We start from the raw sequence: 13,498 nt of genomic DNA on the forward strand, positions 1-13,498 counted from the left end.
ATCAGGCATCCAGTAGGGCGCGGGCAATGGTTTGCAGTTTACGGGTGAGCGGGCCAACCGGCCAGCTCAGCGCAGCGTAGGCGCGTACCGGCCAGACGCCATAAACGCTGTTGCAGAGAAACACTTCATCGGCCCATTGCAGCTGTTCGAGGCTGATGTCGGCAATTTGTGTAGGGATGGTCAGTGACTCGGCCTGAAACAATATTTCTGCGCGCATCACGCCTGCCACGCCGCAGCGCTTCAAATCAGGTGTGATCAATATCCCGTCGCGCACCAGAAACAGATTGCTGAATACCCCTTCAATGACTCGGCCAGACTGATCGAGCATCAAGCCTTCGGCGTGCTCGCTGTCCTGCCATTCGGCGCGGGCGAGAACCTGTTCCAGTCGATTGAGGTGTTTGAGTCCGGCCAGCAACGGCTGTGCAGACAGACGCGTGTTGCAGGGAAACAGGCGAACGCCTTGTTGAGCATGCGCAGCGGGATAAGCCGCAGGCGGATTGCCTTGCAGAATGCGTCGGCCAGACGCCGCCGGATCGGGCGCATAACCGCGCAGACCGTCGCCACGGGTGAGGATGAGCTTGAGCACGCCCTCGCCCATTGCTGTCGCATAGCTCAGCAGTTCATGGCGAATCAGCTCGATATCGGCGCAGATCGCCAGACGCGAGCAGCCATCGGCCAATCGCGCCAGATGCCGACCCAGCAGGCTTGGCTGGCCGCCACGCACGGCGATGGTCTCGAACAGACCATCGCCGTAAGCCAGGCCGCGATCTTTCAGCGACAGACTGTCAGCCGGTTGACCGTCGACCCAGCAGTCCATCAACCTGCGAACCGGCGGAATGCCAAGGTGCCGTTGGTGCCGCCAAAGCCGAAGGAGTTGGACAGCACGACGTCGATGTCCATGTTGCGGGCCGTGTGCGGCACGAAATCGAGATCGCAGCCTTCATCCGGTTCATCGAGGTTGATGGTCGGCGGCGCGACCTGGCTGTTGATCGCCAGGACGCTGAAGATCGCCTCGACCGCGCCCGCCGCCCCCAGCAGGTGACCGGTCATCGATTTGGTAGAGCTGACCGCCAGTTTATAGGCGTGATCGCCAAACACAGACTTGATCGCATTGGCTTCGGCGAGATCGCCGGCCGGGGTCGAAGTACCATGAGCGTTGATGTACTGCACTTGATCGACATTGATCTTCGCATCGCGCAGCGCGTTGGTGATGCAACGTGCTGCACCGGCGCCGTCGGCAGGTGGCGAAGTCATGTGGAACGCATCGCCGCTGGTGCCGAAGCCGATCAGCTCGGCATAAATGGTCGCACCGCGCGCCTTCGCATGTTCAAGCTCTTCGAGAACCAGTGCACCGGCACCGTCAGACAGGACGAAACCGTCACGGCCCTTGTCCCAAGGACGGCTGGCACGAGTCGGCTCGTCGTTGCGGGTCGACAGTGCACGGGACGCGCCGAAGCCGCCCATGCCCAGACCGCACGCGGCCATTTCGGCACCGCCGGCAATCATCACGTCAGCTTCGTCGTACATGATGTTGCGCGCCGCCATGCCGATGCAGTGCGTACCGGTAGTACATGCAGTAGCGATGGCGTAGTTAGGCCCCTGTGCACCCAGGTGGATGGACAGGAAACCGGAAATCATATTGATGATCGAGCCTGGCACGAAGAATGGCGAGATTCGACGCGGGCCCGTCTCATGCAGGGTACGGCTGGTTTCTTCGATGTTGGTCAGACCGCCGATACCCGAACCCATGGCTACGCCAATGCGTTCACGGTTAGCGTCAGTAACTTCCAGGCCGGCATTGCGCACGGCTTGAAAGCCTGCAGCCAGACCGTACTGAATGAACAGGTCGAGCTTGCGTGCCTCCTTGACCGAGAGGTATTCCTCGACATTGAAGCCCTTAACCGAGCCGCCAAAGCGGGTGGAATAGGCAGAAAGGTCGGTGTGTTCGATCAGACCAATGCCACTGCGGCCAGCCAGAATGCCCTGCCAACTGCTTGGCACATCCGTGCCCAGTGGCGACAACATACCCATACCGGTGACTACGACGCGTCTACGCGACACAGCACTCTCCTTTTTCAAATGACGACGACTTTGCATCAGGCCTAAAGAAAAAACCGCACGCCATGATGGCAGTGCGGTTTTTCCATGACAGCAAACAACGATTACAAACTATTACTTCTGGTGAGTAGTAACGTAGTCGATTGCAGCTTGTACAGTAGTGATCTTCTCAGCTTCTTCGTCAGGGATTTCGGTCTCGAATTCCTCTTCCAGAGCCATCACCAGCTCAACGGTGTCAAGGGAGTCGGCACCCAGGTCTTCTACGAAGGAAGCGCTGTTAACCACTTCTTCTTCTTTAACACCCAGTTGCTCGGCAACGATTTTCTTGACGCGCTCTTCGATGGTGCTCATACCTTGTTTTCACTCCTAATGGACAAATTCAGGCAGCTGGCCGGTGGGTAAGTGTATAGAAAGACTTTTCAGCTTTTCAACTGAAAGCTTCACTCCTCAGACCCTGCAGCCCTCTGCCTATAAATAGATTGCAGCTTTATAACGGATTTTAGACAGCTCGTATGACATTTTTTTGAAGCAATCCGTCACATTTTACTTACATGTACATCCCACCATTCACCGGGATTGTAGCCCCAGTGACGTATGCCGCACCGTCGGATGCAAGAAAAGCGACCACGGACGCGATCTCTTGAGCTTGTCCCAGACGACCCAGCGGAATCTGCGTCTGCAAGGCTTCACGCTGTGCTTCAGGCAGCTCGCGCGTCATATCGGTGTCGATGAACCCTGGGGTTACCGAGTTGACCGTAATCGAACGCGAACCGACTTCTCGCGCCATCGCACGGCTGAAACCTTCCAGACCGGCCTTGGCGGCTGCATAGTTTACTTGGCCTGCGTTGCCCATGGCACCCACCACCGAGCCAATACTGATGATTCGCCCCCAACGCGCCTTGGTCATGCCGCGCAAGACACCCTTGGACAGGCGATACAGACTGTTCAGGTTGGTATCGATCACGTCGTACCACTCGTCGTCTTTCATGCGCATCATCAGGTTATCGCGAGTGATACCGGCATTATTGACCAGGATCGCCACTGGCGCACCAAACTGCTCCTGAATGCCTGCCAGCACCGCAGTGACCGATTCATCGCTGGTCACGTTGAGCTCGAAACCTGCGCCCTGAATACCATTTTCCTTCAGGGTCGCGGCAATGCGCTCAGCACCCGAAGCGGAAGTCGCGGTGCCAATAACGATAGCGCCCTGACGACCCAGTTCCAGCGCGATAGCCTGGCCGATGCCGCGGCTTGCACCGGTGACCAGTGCAACTTTACCTTGCAGACTCATGCAAGCTTCTCCTGATTCAGGCTTGCGCTGCGCGAGCGGCAGCGAAAGCATCTGGGGTATTGAGGTTGGATGTCGCCACGCCTTCGGCGCAACGCTTGTTCAGACCTGCCAGTACTTTGCCCGGGCCGCACTCAACCAGACTGGACGCGCCTTTGGCGGCCAGGGTCTGGACGGATTCAACCCAGCGCACTGGCTTGTACAGTTGCTCGAGCAGATCACGCTTGAGGGTTTCCAGATCCGCCGGCACTTGCGCGCTGACATTCTGCACCACCGGGATCTGCGGCGCCTGCCAGTCGATGGCGGCAATGGATTCGGCAAAGCGTTCGGCCGCCGGACGCATCAGTTCGCAGTGCGACGGCACGCTCACTGGCAGCGGCATCGCACGCTTGGCGCCACGAGCCTTGCAGCCTTCGATGGCGCGCTCAACGGCAGCCTTGGCACCGGCGATCACCACTTGGCCCGGCGAGTTGAAATTGACGGCGCTGACCACTTCACCCTGCGCAGCATCGGCGCAGGCTGCCAGCACGTCGGCATCCTCCAGACCGAGAATGGCGGCCATGCCGCCCTGCCCGGCCGGAACCGCTTCCTGCATGAGTTGACCACGGCGCTCAACGAGCTTCACCGCATCAGCCAGCGTCAGGCTGCCAGCAGCGACCAGCGCACTGTATTCACCCAGGCTGTGACCGGCAACGAATGCCGGACGCGCACCACCTTGCGCCAGCCACAGACGCCACAGGGCAATCGAAGCGGTCAGAATGGCCGGTTGGGTTTTATCGGTTTGATTGAGCAATTCTTCCGGACCCTGCTGGGTCAGCGCCCACAGGTCGTAGCCAAGAGCTGCGGATGCTTCTTTGAAAGTTTCGAGGATCAGCGGATATTCAGCGCCCAGCTCGGCCAGCATGCCGAGGGACTGCGAACCCTGTCCTGGAAAGACGAATGCGAGGGAAGCAGACATGTAACAAGCCCCTAATGATCTTGTCGTCGAAAAATGACGCCCCGCTTGGGGACGCAAGAAACTGACAGTTGGATGGCCCTTTGAACCGGGCGGTCACATTTAAGCATTGTCCGACGAAAACGCCTAAGACAACAGGTCCTCCAGACGACCGTGGAGGCGCTCGGGAAGATTCTCCTGAATCTCGATCAGCGCCCGTTGAATCGCGCTCTGAAAGCCCTGCACCCCGGCCGAACCGTGACTTTTCACGACAATACCCTGCAACCCGAGGAAGCTTGCGCCGTTATGTCGCGCTGGCGCCAGATCAGCCTGCAGACGCTTCATCAACGGCAGCGCCAAGACACCGATCACACGTGAAGCCAGATTCTTTTTGAACAAGGCTTCGATGCGCGCAGCAATCATCGTCGCCAGGCCTTCGCTGGATTTGAGCAAGATGTTGCCGACAAAGCCGTCACAGACCACCACATCCGCCTCGCCGCGATACAGACCATCGCCCTCGACAAAACCGATGTAGTTGATGCCTCGGGCAGCCTGCAACAGCGTCGCAGCCAGTTTGACCTGCTGATTGCCCTTGATATCCTCGGTGCCGATGTTCAACAGTGCCACGCGCGGACGGGCTATACCCCGCGTCTGCGCCGCCACCGAACCCATCACCGCGAATTGCAACAGATGCTCGGCACTGCAATCGACATTGGCGCCAAGGTCGAGCAACTGGCAATAGCCTTCCTGCGTGGGAATTGCGGCAACCATCGCTGGCCGATCAATACCTGGCAGAGTCTTCAGCACAAACCGCGAGAGCGCCATCAACGCACCGGTATTGCCAGCACTGACACAGGCCTGAGCCTTGCCGTCACGCACCAGTTCGAGGGCAACACGCATCGACGAGTCCGGCTTGCCACGCAAGGCCTGGGTCGGCTTTTCGTCCATGGTGATGACTTCGCTGGCCGCAACAATTGTCAGGCGCGCGCGATCTGCAGCCGATTGGCCGTGGATCAATTCTTCAAGTAAGGAGGGTTGACCGACGAGGGTCAGGTGTAGCGAGGGCGTAGCAGACAGGCAAGCGAGACTGGCCTGAACAATGCTGCGGGGACCGAAGTCCCCGCCCATTGCGTCAATCGCGATGACTTGAGCGGACAAGTGATTACTCGTCAGCGCCCTTGTCGATCACTTTACGGCCACGGTATACGCCTTCTGGCGATACGTGGTGACGCAGGTGAACTTCACCGGTGGTTTTTTCTACAGACAGGGTGCTAGCCTCGAGAGCGTCGTGCGAACGGCGCATGTCACGGGCAGAGCGGGATTTTTTGTTCTGCTGAACAGCCATAATTGATTAACTCCTAAACGTTTGGGTCACGCTTTAACTGCGCCAATACACTGAACGGGTTGGACCGCGTTACCTCGTCCTCGCTCGGTTCGGGCTCATCTGCTCCCGCCGGCTGCTGGCATTCTTCCGGATGATGAGCAGGCACAATAGGCAAGGCAAGCAGAAGCTCTTCCTCGACCAGTGACTGCAGATCCAATGGATCTTCGCCCAGTTCCAGCACGTCATAACCTTTCGGTAACGACTGGGTATTCGCACCCTCCTTCACAACAGCGTAACTGCATTCGCTGTGGATCGGCAGGGTGACCAGCTCAAGACAACGCTGGCAAACCATTTTGACTTCGGTGTCGATAAAGCTGTGGATCACCACAGATTTACGTTCATCTCGTTCAAAAACGAATTTCGCCTGCACCGTACCGACATCGTCGGAAAGCGGGTCGCAGAGTCTCTTCAAATCGGCCAGCAGCAGTTCACCTTGAAGGGTGGTGCCACGGTCAGCCAATTTGCGCGGGTCAACGTGAGGTGGAATCGGGTCATTCAACATAGGCGCAGCATTATAGGGATGCCCCCACCCATGTCAAAGGAAATTGTGCCCTGTCCGTCACTTGCGTGCCTCCGCTAGAATTCGCATCTGCCTCAGGAGACGCGAATGCTGCCTTTATTACTCGCTTCAAGCTCAACCTATCGTCGGGAATTGCTCGCCCGCCTGCACCTGCCGTTCGTCTGCAGCTCACCGGATATCGATGAAAGCCACCGCCCCGGCGAGTCAGCCGTCGAACTGGTCAAACGCCTGGCCGAGCAAAAAGCCCGGGCCTTGGCTGACAGCCACCCGGCTCATCTGATCATCGGCTCGGACCAGGTCGCCGTGCTCGGCGAACAGATCATCGGCAAGCCGCACACTTTCGAGAAGGCACGCGAACAACTGCTGGCCGCCAGCAGCGCCAGCGTGACCTTTCTGACCGGACTGGCGCTTCTTAATAGCCAGACCGGCGAGTGCCAGGTCGACTGCGTGCCGTTCACCGTACACATGCGCCAACTCGATCAGGCATGTGTCGAGCGCTACCTGCGCATCGAGCAACCATTTGACTGTGCAGGCAGCTTCAAGGCTGAAGGACTGGGGGTGAGCCTGTTTCAATCCACCGAAGGCCCTGATGCCACCAGCCTGATCGGCCTGCCGCTGATTCGCCTGATCGACATGTTATTGATTGAAGGCGTGCAAATCCCCTGACCCACAAAAAACCGGCCATCAAGGCCGGTTTTTTTATGCCGCGACCTTTTAACGCAGCGAAGGCCCGTGGAAACCCATCCACATCGCCAACTGCTCAGCCACGCTGGCGCCGAGCTTCTTGGAGAAGCGGTCGAACGGCGATTCCTGAACGGTGAAATCAACCAGTTCCTTCTCGCCAATCACATCACGCGCCACCGAACTGGCATTGCCCAGACCATCGATCAAACCCAGCGGCAACGCCTGCTCGCCCGACCAGACCAGTCCGGAGAACAACTCCGGATGCTCCTTGTCTTTCAGACGGTCACCACGACCCTGCTTGACGCTATTGATGAACTGCTTGTGCGTGGTGTCCAGCACGCTTTGCCAGAACGCAGTCTCTTCGGGCTTCTGCGGCTGGAACGGATCGAGGAACGACTTGTGCTCGCCCGAGGTATAGGTGCGACGCTCAACACCCAGTTTCTCCATGGTGCCGACAAAACCATAACCGGCCGCCGTCACACCAATCGAGCCGACCAGACTCGCCTTGTCGGCGTAAATCTGATCCGCCGCACTGGCGATGTAATAAGCACCGGACGCACCGAGATCGGAGATCACCGCGTACAGTTTGGTATCAGGATGCAGGCCACGCAGACGCTTGATTTCGTCATAGACATAGCCCGACTGCACCGGACTGCCACCCGGGCTGTTGATCCGCAGGATCACGCCCTTGACCTTCTTGTCCTCGAACGCTGCGCGCAGGCTGCCAACGATGTTGTCGGCACTGGCCGGCTCTTTGTCGGCGATCATGCCCGTCACGTCAATCAGCGCGGTGTAGTTCGTTCCGCGAGTGGCGCTTTTTTCCATGTCCATCAGCGGCGTGAACAGAATCAGCGCCACAAACAGATAAACAAAGGTCAGCAGCTTGAAGAAAATCCCCCAGCGCCGCGAGCGACGCTGCTCCTGCACACCCGCCAGCAGAGTCTTTTCCAACAGCTTCCAGCTTTTCTCGTCACCGCCGCCGGCACTTTCCTTGGCCGGTGCTTTCCATTCGTCGGTCATGCCATCCACCCCAGCAAAAACGTATTAAGCCCGCTGCCCCAGCCAGGCGTGCAATTCGGAAAAACGGTCGATCGACAGGCGAGGCTCGAACTGCTGCAGCGATTCAATCGACTGCGCACCGTAACTGACCGCCACCGAGTCCATCCCCGCGTTACGCGCCATCAACAGATCGAAGGACGAATCGCCGACCATCAGCGCCTGCCCGGCCCGCACACCGCAATGCGCGAGGATCTGCTCCAGCATCAGAGGATGCGGTTTGCTGGCAGTTTCATCGGCAGCGCGAGTGATGTCGAAATAATCTTCCCAACCATTGGCCTTGAGCACCCGATCCAGCCCGCGACGATTCTTGCCGGTCGCGACCGCCAGGTGATAACCCTGCTCGCGAAAGGACGCCATCGACTCGACAACGCCTTCGAACAATGGCGAAGGCACCGCTTCCGCAGCGATGTAATGATCAGCGTAATACTCGCGAAACAAGGTCAATTCGGCGTCGCTGATTTCGGGATACAAAGTGCGGATCGCTTCGGGCAAGCCCAGACCAATGATGCCCTTGACGGCAAAATCATCGCGCAACTCGAAGCCAGAACGCCCGGACGCCGAGTGCATGGCCTCGACGATTCGGTGAATGGAATCAGCGAGGGTGCCGTCCCAGTCGAAAATCAGCAGCTTGTAATCAGATGGGCGCACTCAATCGCTCCACGGTCTTGGCCCACATTTCATCGACCGGCGCCTGCAAGGTCAGCTTGCCGCCATCAGGCAGAGGCACGGTCAGCATGTAGGCATGCAGGAACAGGCGCTTGCCGCCCAGATCGCGAATTTCCCTGGTGAAATCGTCATCGCCGTACTTGCTGTCGCCGGCGATGCAATGCCCGGCGTGCAGGGTGTGCACGCGAATCTGGTGGGTACGACCCGTCACAGGCTTGGCCTCGACCATCGTTGCGAAGTCACCGAAGCGGCGTAGCACCTTGAACACGGTCAGGGCCTCCTTGCCTTCATCGTTGACTTCGACCATGCGCTCACCGGAGCGCAGATTGCTCTTTAGCAACGGCGCACTGACCTGCTTGATCGACGTCGCCCAGTTGCCGCGGACCAGCGCCATGTAACGCTTGTCGACGCCGTCGCCCCGCAGCTTTTCGTGCAGGTGGCGCAGCATGCTGCGCTTCTTGGCAATCATCAGCAGACCGGATGTGTCACGATCAAGACGATGAACCAGCTCCAGCTCCTTGGCATCGGGACGCAACTGACGAAAGGCTTCGATCACGCCGAAATTCAAGCCGCTGCCGCCGTGAACCGCAATGCCCGCAGGCTTGTTGATCACGATCAGGGCCTTGTCTTCGAAGACAATCGAGGCTTCCAGGCGCTGCAGAAGGCCTTGGGCCAGCGGCACCGGCTCATCGCGCTCAGGCACGCGAACCGGCGGCACGCGCACGACATCACCGGCCTGCAGCTTGTATTCGGGCTTGATCCGGCCTTTGTTCACGCGCACTTCGCCTTTACGCAAAATGCGGTAAATCAAGGTCTTGGGCACGCCTTTGAGCCGGGCAAGGAGAAAGTTGTCGATTCGTTGGCCGGCATACTCCGGCGAAACTTCAAGCAATTGAACGCCTGGAGTCGAAGGGGCAGTAGTTGTCATGCCGCGGATGATAACAATTTTTATGGAATTGAAGCACTTAATCATTGCTGCTATAGTCGCGAACGCCGCCAAAAGCGGCCTGGACAGCGGAATCACGGTCAAAAACCGGCCCTGACCAACGCAATTCACCAGGACGCGAGGCCGTCCTACGGGGCTTTCGCTACGTAACGGTGGAGTTTGCAGTTGTAACAAGCGCAGGTGACATGAGGCCTGAATTACACCGTCAAACAGAGTTTTTACTCGCTTGGCAGGCACACATTCAAGGCCAGTTCACAAAGTGCAGTCAGCTGCAGATGACCCCGAGCGAATGCTTCGGAAACAACGCCTGAATTAGCCATGATGCGTGACCTCCCCTTTCGGAGCTCACGGTAAATGCCAACCCGCTGCGGATTCTGCGCGCGGCAGCACCCGAATTATCAGGGATACGTGTAGGGTGGAGATGCACAACCGCTGGACTGTGTAGCAATAGGCTTTATCAAGACGCTTCATCTCGTCCACAGCCGCTGGTTGATTCCTCCTCCTGACTGAGTGCTTAAGTAGCCACAGCAAGCAGGACGCGTAAGTCGCGATTTCGGCCCAATTGGTCGACTATCGCTGGACACGGGATTGGCCAACCACTCCCGACGCACCTGACACCGACCGTGAGAAGTCGTGTGTGCCGAACGCCGTTTCCGGCAGCCCGGAAACCGACGGTACTACATGAAAAGAATGCTGATTAACGCAACTCAACCCGAAGAGTTGCGTGTTGCACTGGTAGATGGTCAACGCCTCTACGACCTGGACATCGAATCCGGTGCACGCGAGCAGAAGAAGGCCAACATCTATAAAGGCCGCATCACTCGCATCGAACCAAGCCTTGAGGCTGCCTTTGTCGATTTCGGCTCCGAGCGCCACGGCTTCCTGCCCCTCAAAGAAATATCCCGCGAATACTTCAAGAAAGCCCCTGAAGGCCGCGTCAACATCAAGGACGTCCTGAGCGAAGGCCAGGAAGTCATCGTTCAGGTCGAAAAAGAAGAACGTGGCAACAAGGGCGCTGCCCTGACCACCTTCATCAGCCTGGCCGGTCGCTACCTCGTGCTGATGCCGAACAACCCGCGTGCCGGCGGCATCTCCCGTCGCATCGAAGGCGAAGAGCGCAACGAACTGCGCGAAGCGCTGAACGGTCTGGTTGCACCGGCTGACATGGGTCTGATCGTGCGCACTGCCGGCCTGGGCCGCAGCAGCGAAGAAATGCAGTGGGACCTCGATTACCTGCTGCAACTGTGGACCGCCATCAAAGAAGCCTCGCTGGATCGCTCCGCACCATTCCTGATCTACCAGGAAAGCAACGTGATCATCCGTGCCATCCGCGATTACCTGCGCCAGGACATCGGCGAAGTGCTGATCGACAGCGTTGAAGCCCAGGACGAAGCCCTGACCTTCATTCGCCAGGTGATGCCGCAGTACGCCAGCAAGATCAAGCTGTACGAAGACAGCGTTCCGCTGTTCAACCGTTTCCAGATCGAAAGCCAGATCGAGACCGCTTTCCAGCGCGTTGTTGAACTGCCTTCCGGCGGCTCCATCGTCATCGATCCGACCGAAGCCCTGGTGTCCATCGACATCAACTCGGCGCGCGCCACCAAAGGCAGCGACATCGAAGAAACCGCCCTGCAGACCAACCTTGAAGCCGCCGAAGAAATCGCCCGTCAGTTGCGCCTGCGCGACATCGGCGGCCTGATCGTCATCGACTTCATCGACATGACCCCAGCCAAGAACCAGCGCGCCGTGGAAGAGAAAGTCCGCGAATGCCTGGAAGCCGACCGCGCTCGCGTGCAGATCGGCCGCATTTCGCGCTTCGGCCTGCTGGAAATGTCCCGTCAGCGCCTGCGTCCATCCCTGGGCGAAAGCAGCGGCATCGTCTGCCCGCGTTGCAACGGCACCGGCATCATCCGTGACGTTGAATCGCTGTCGCTGGCGATTCTGCGCCTGATCGAAGAAGAAGCCCTGAAAGACCGCACTGCCGAAGTCCGCGCTCAGGTGCCGATCCCGGTCGCTGCGTTCCTGCTCAACGAAAAACGCAACTCGATCACCAAGATCGAACTGCGCACCCGTGCCCGTATCGTCATTCTGCCGAACGATCACCTCGAAACGCCGCACTTCGAAGTTCAGCGCCTGCGTGACGACAGCCCGGAAGCCGCGACCAACCAGTCCAGCTACGAAATCGCTGCTGCCGCTGCCGAAGTCGAAGAAGTCCAGCCAGCCGCCGCGACCCGCACCCTGGTTCGCCAGGAAGCGGCGGTCAAGACTGCCCCGGCCCGCGCCAATGCTCCGGTTCCGACTGAAGCTGCCGCACCTGCCGCCGCTGCACCGGCTCCGGTTGCCGCGCCAGAGCCAAGCCTGTTCAAGGGCCTGGTGAAGTCGCTGGTCAGCCTGTTCGCCACCAAGGAAGAGCCAGCCGCTCCGGTTGTGGTTGAAAAACCAGCCACCGAACGTCCGGCCCGCAACGAAGAGCGTCGCAACGGTCGTCAGCAGAGCCGTAACCGTAACGGTCGCCGCGATGAAGAGCGCAAGCCACGCGAAGAACGTGCTCCACGTGAAGAGCGCGCACCGCGCGAGCCCCGTGAAGAACGCGCTCCACGCGAAGCCCGTGAACCACGTGAAGCCCGCACCGAAGCACCGGCAGCCCGTGAAGAACGTGCGCCACGTGCTCCGCGTGAAGAACGTGCACCACGTGCGCCGCGTGAAGATCGCAAGCCACGTGGCGAGCGTGAAGAGCGTGTCCGTGAACTGCGCGAGCCACTGGACGCCGTTCCAGCTGCTGCAGCCGCCGTTGCCGTCACCGCTGAAGAGCGCCCGGCCCGTCAGCCACGCGAAGAGCGCGCGCCGCGCCCGCCGCGTGAAGAGCGTCAACCGCGCGCCGAACAGGCCGCAGCTGCCGCCACTGAAGAAGAAGTGAACACCAACGAAGAGCAACTGCCGGAAGACGGTTCGGAGAACGCCGAAGGCGATCGTCCACGTCGTCGTTCCCGCGGTCAGCGTCGTCGCAGCAACCGTCGCGAACGTCAGCGTGATGCCAACGGCAACGTGATCGAAGGTTCGGAAGAGTCCGAGTCCGGCGAAAACACTGAAGCCCCAAGCACTGCCGACCTGGCTGCCGGTCTGGCTGTTACCGCCGCTGTCGCCAGCAGCGTGATCAGTGCACCGGCTGAAGCGCAAGCTCACGAGCAAGCCGAACGCGCCACTGCGGCGGTTCAGGAAACGGCTCCAGTGGAAGCGCCGGCTGTTGAAGCGACTACGCCGGTAGAAGTAGTTGCTGCTCCGGAAGTCGAAGTGGCTCCGGTTCAGGAAACACTGCCTCAGGTAGAGCCTGCGCCAGTTGTGGTTGCCGAGCCGGTTGTTGAAACCGCCGCTGAAACCGTGACCGAAACCGTGCGTGAAGTTCGTGAAGAACAAACCGCCTTCAACTGGGTTGCCGAGCCAGCCGTGACCGAAGCACCAGCACCTGTTGCTGAAGCCGAAGTCCCGCAACCGATGGTTTCCGAACCCGTGGTTGCGGCTGCCGAGCCTGCTCCAGCGCCAGTCGTTGAAGCACCGGTTGTTGAAGCGCCGGCAGTTGTCGAAGCGCCAGCCCCTGTGGTTGAAGCACCGGCTCCGGTTAGCGCCCTGACGCCAAGCGGCCGCGCACCAAACGATCCACGTGAAGTGCGTCGTCGCAAGCGTGAAGAAGAGCGTCTGCAGAAGGAAGCCGAACTGGCTGCCGCTGCTGCTCCAGTCGCTGCAGAGCCAGCCGTGATTGCTGAAGCTGAAGTAGTCGAAGCAGCTCCTGCCCCGGTGACTCAAGAAGCCGTGGTCGAGTCGGTGATTGCTGAAGCTCCACGCTCCGTTCAGGACGCGGCCGAGCAACACGAAGCGGCCGAGGAAAAAGAACACGAGCCTAAACCACTCGTGTAATTCCCAACGCCGTTAAAAAGCCCCGCCCGGTGAAAACCTGGCGGGGC

At 59.4% G+C, this 13,498-nt stretch carries 13 protein-coding genes; 2 read left to right on the forward strand and 11 right to left on the reverse strand.

Features of this window, described 5'->3' with window-relative positions; all coding sequences use genetic code 11:
- Nucleotide 1: 1 nt before the first annotated feature.
- From pabC to AACY19_RS17255, 8 genes are all read right to left on the reverse strand, one after another.
- On the reverse strand, nucleotides 2–817 hold the full coding sequence (gene pabC, locus AACY19_RS17220; RefSeq protein ID WP_339452187.1) for an aminodeoxychorismate lyase: 816 nt from the start codon (nucleotides 815–817) through the stop codon (nucleotides 2–4).
- On the reverse strand, nucleotides 817–2,061 hold the full coding sequence (gene fabF / locus AACY19_RS17225; RefSeq protein WP_007908259.1) for a beta-ketoacyl-ACP synthase II: 1,245 nt from the start codon (nucleotides 2,059–2,061) through the stop codon (nucleotides 817–819). The genes pabC and fabF overlap by 1 nt, the downstream gene beginning before the upstream one ends.
- A 111-nt stretch (nucleotides 2,062–2,172) precedes the next feature.
- Entirely contained in the window at nucleotides 2,173–2,409 is a 237-nt protein-coding gene (gene acpP / locus AACY19_RS17230) for an acyl carrier protein (protein WP_339452189.1), read from the reverse strand.
- Between the two features lie 196 nt (nucleotides 2,410–2,605).
- Entirely contained in the window at nucleotides 2,606–3,349 is a 744-nt protein-coding gene (gene fabG, locus AACY19_RS17235) for a 3-oxoacyl-ACP reductase FabG (protein WP_339452191.1), read from the reverse strand.
- Between the two features lie 16 nt (nucleotides 3,350–3,365).
- Nucleotides 3,366–4,304, reverse strand: coding sequence for an ACP S-malonyltransferase (gene fabD, locus AACY19_RS17240; RefSeq protein ID WP_339452193.1), 939 nt, complete (start codon nucleotides 4,302–4,304; stop codon nucleotides 3,366–3,368).
- A 123-nt stretch (nucleotides 4,305–4,427) separates the two neighbouring features.
- Nucleotides 4,428–5,438 (reverse strand): phosphate acyltransferase PlsX, encoded by a 1,011-nt coding sequence (plsX, locus tag AACY19_RS17245; RefSeq protein ID WP_339452195.1) that lies wholly within the window; start codon nucleotides 5,436–5,438, stop codon nucleotides 4,428–4,430.
- A gap of 4 nt (nucleotides 5,439–5,442) precedes the next feature.
- The gene (rpmF, locus tag AACY19_RS17250) at nucleotides 5,443–5,625 is read right to left on the reverse strand and encodes a 50S ribosomal protein L32 (protein ID WP_003179396.1); all 183 of its coding nucleotides are present in this window, start codon (nucleotides 5,623–5,625) and stop codon (nucleotides 5,443–5,445) included.
- Between the two features lie 13 nt (nucleotides 5,626–5,638).
- Complete coding sequence (locus AACY19_RS17255; protein WP_038364482.1) at nucleotides 5,639–6,166, reverse strand: YceD family protein; 528 nt, start codon at nucleotides 6,164–6,166, stop codon at nucleotides 5,639–5,641.
- 105 nt (nucleotides 6,167–6,271) lie between these two features.
- On the opposite strand from AACY19_RS17255, the gene AACY19_RS17260 reads away from it, so the two are divergent.
- Nucleotides 6,272–6,850: a Maf family protein gene (locus AACY19_RS17260; RefSeq protein WP_339452198.1), complete on the forward strand. Its 579-nt coding sequence runs from the start codon at nucleotides 6,272–6,274 to the stop codon at nucleotides 6,848–6,850.
- A 48-nt stretch (nucleotides 6,851–6,898) separates the two neighbouring features.
- Here the strand turns inward: AACY19_RS17260 and sppA are convergent, their stop codons facing one another.
- Genes sppA through rluC form a run of 3 tightly spaced genes read right to left on the reverse strand, consistent with a single transcriptional unit; the run spans nucleotide 6,899 to nucleotide 9,521 of the window.
- Nucleotides 6,899–7,888, reverse strand: coding sequence for a signal peptide peptidase SppA (gene sppA / locus AACY19_RS17265; RefSeq protein ID WP_339452200.1), 990 nt, complete (start codon nucleotides 7,886–7,888; stop codon nucleotides 6,899–6,901).
- Nucleotides 7,889–7,912: 24 nt separating this feature from the next.
- Nucleotides 7,913–8,575, reverse strand: a complete 663-nt coding sequence (locus AACY19_RS17270; RefSeq protein WP_339452201.1) for an HAD-IA family hydrolase — start codon at nucleotides 8,573–8,575, stop codon at nucleotides 7,913–7,915.
- The gene (rluC, locus tag AACY19_RS17275; protein WP_339452203.1) at nucleotides 8,562–9,521 is read right to left on the reverse strand and encodes a 23S rRNA pseudouridine(955/2504/2580) synthase RluC; all 960 of its coding nucleotides are present in this window, start codon (nucleotides 9,519–9,521) and stop codon (nucleotides 8,562–8,564) included. Before rluC ends, AACY19_RS17270 begins: the two co-directional genes overlap by 14 nt.
- Before the next feature lie 699 nt (nucleotides 9,522–10,220).
- Here rluC and rne point away from each other — a divergent pair.
- Complete coding sequence (rne, locus tag AACY19_RS17280) at nucleotides 10,221–13,451, forward strand: ribonuclease E (RefSeq protein WP_339452205.1); 3,231 nt, start codon at nucleotides 10,221–10,223, stop codon at nucleotides 13,449–13,451.
- Nucleotides 13,452–13,498 lie beyond the last annotated feature (47 nt).

Source organism: Pseudomonas sp. EA_5y_Pfl2_R50 (assembly GCF_963970475.1).
Taxonomy (GTDB): domain Bacteria; phylum Pseudomonadota; class Gammaproteobacteria; order Pseudomonadales; family Pseudomonadaceae; genus Aquipseudomonas.

Excerpts from the sequence above, each read along its gene's own strand:
- pabC (WP_339452187.1), bottom strand. The coding sequence starts at position 817 with ATGGACTGCTGGGTCGACGGTCAACCGGCTGACAGTCTGTCGCTGAAA.
- acpP (WP_339452189.1), bottom strand. The coding sequence starts at position 2,409 with ATGAGCACCATCGAAGAGCGCGTCAAGAAAATCGTTGCCGAGCAACTG.
- fabG (WP_339452191.1), bottom strand. The coding sequence starts at position 3,349 with ATGAGTCTGCAAGGTAAAGTTGCACTGGTCACCGGTGCAAGCCGCGGC.
- fabD (WP_339452193.1), bottom strand. The coding sequence starts at position 4,304 with ATGTCTGCTTCCCTCGCATTCGTCTTTCCAGGACAGGGTTCGCAGTCC.
- rpmF (WP_003179396.1), bottom strand. The coding sequence starts at position 5,625 with ATGGCTGTTCAGCAGAACAAAAAATCCCGCTCTGCCCGTGACATGCGC.
- AACY19_RS17255 (WP_038364482.1), bottom strand. The coding sequence starts at position 6,166 with ATGTTGAATGACCCGATTCCACCTCACGTTGACCCGCGCAAATTGGCT.
- AACY19_RS17260 (WP_339452198.1), top strand. The coding sequence starts at position 6,272 with ATGCTGCCTTTATTACTCGCTTCAAGCTCAACCTATCGTCGGGAATTG.
- sppA (WP_339452200.1), bottom strand. The coding sequence starts at position 7,888 with ATGACCGACGAATGGAAAGCACCGGCCAAGGAAAGTGCCGGCGGCGGT.
- rluC (WP_339452203.1), bottom strand. The coding sequence starts at position 9,521 with ATGACAACTACTGCCCCTTCGACTCCAGGCGTTCAATTGCTTGAAGTT.
- rne (WP_339452205.1), top strand. The coding sequence starts at position 10,221 with ATGAAAAGAATGCTGATTAACGCAACTCAACCCGAAGAGTTGCGTGTT.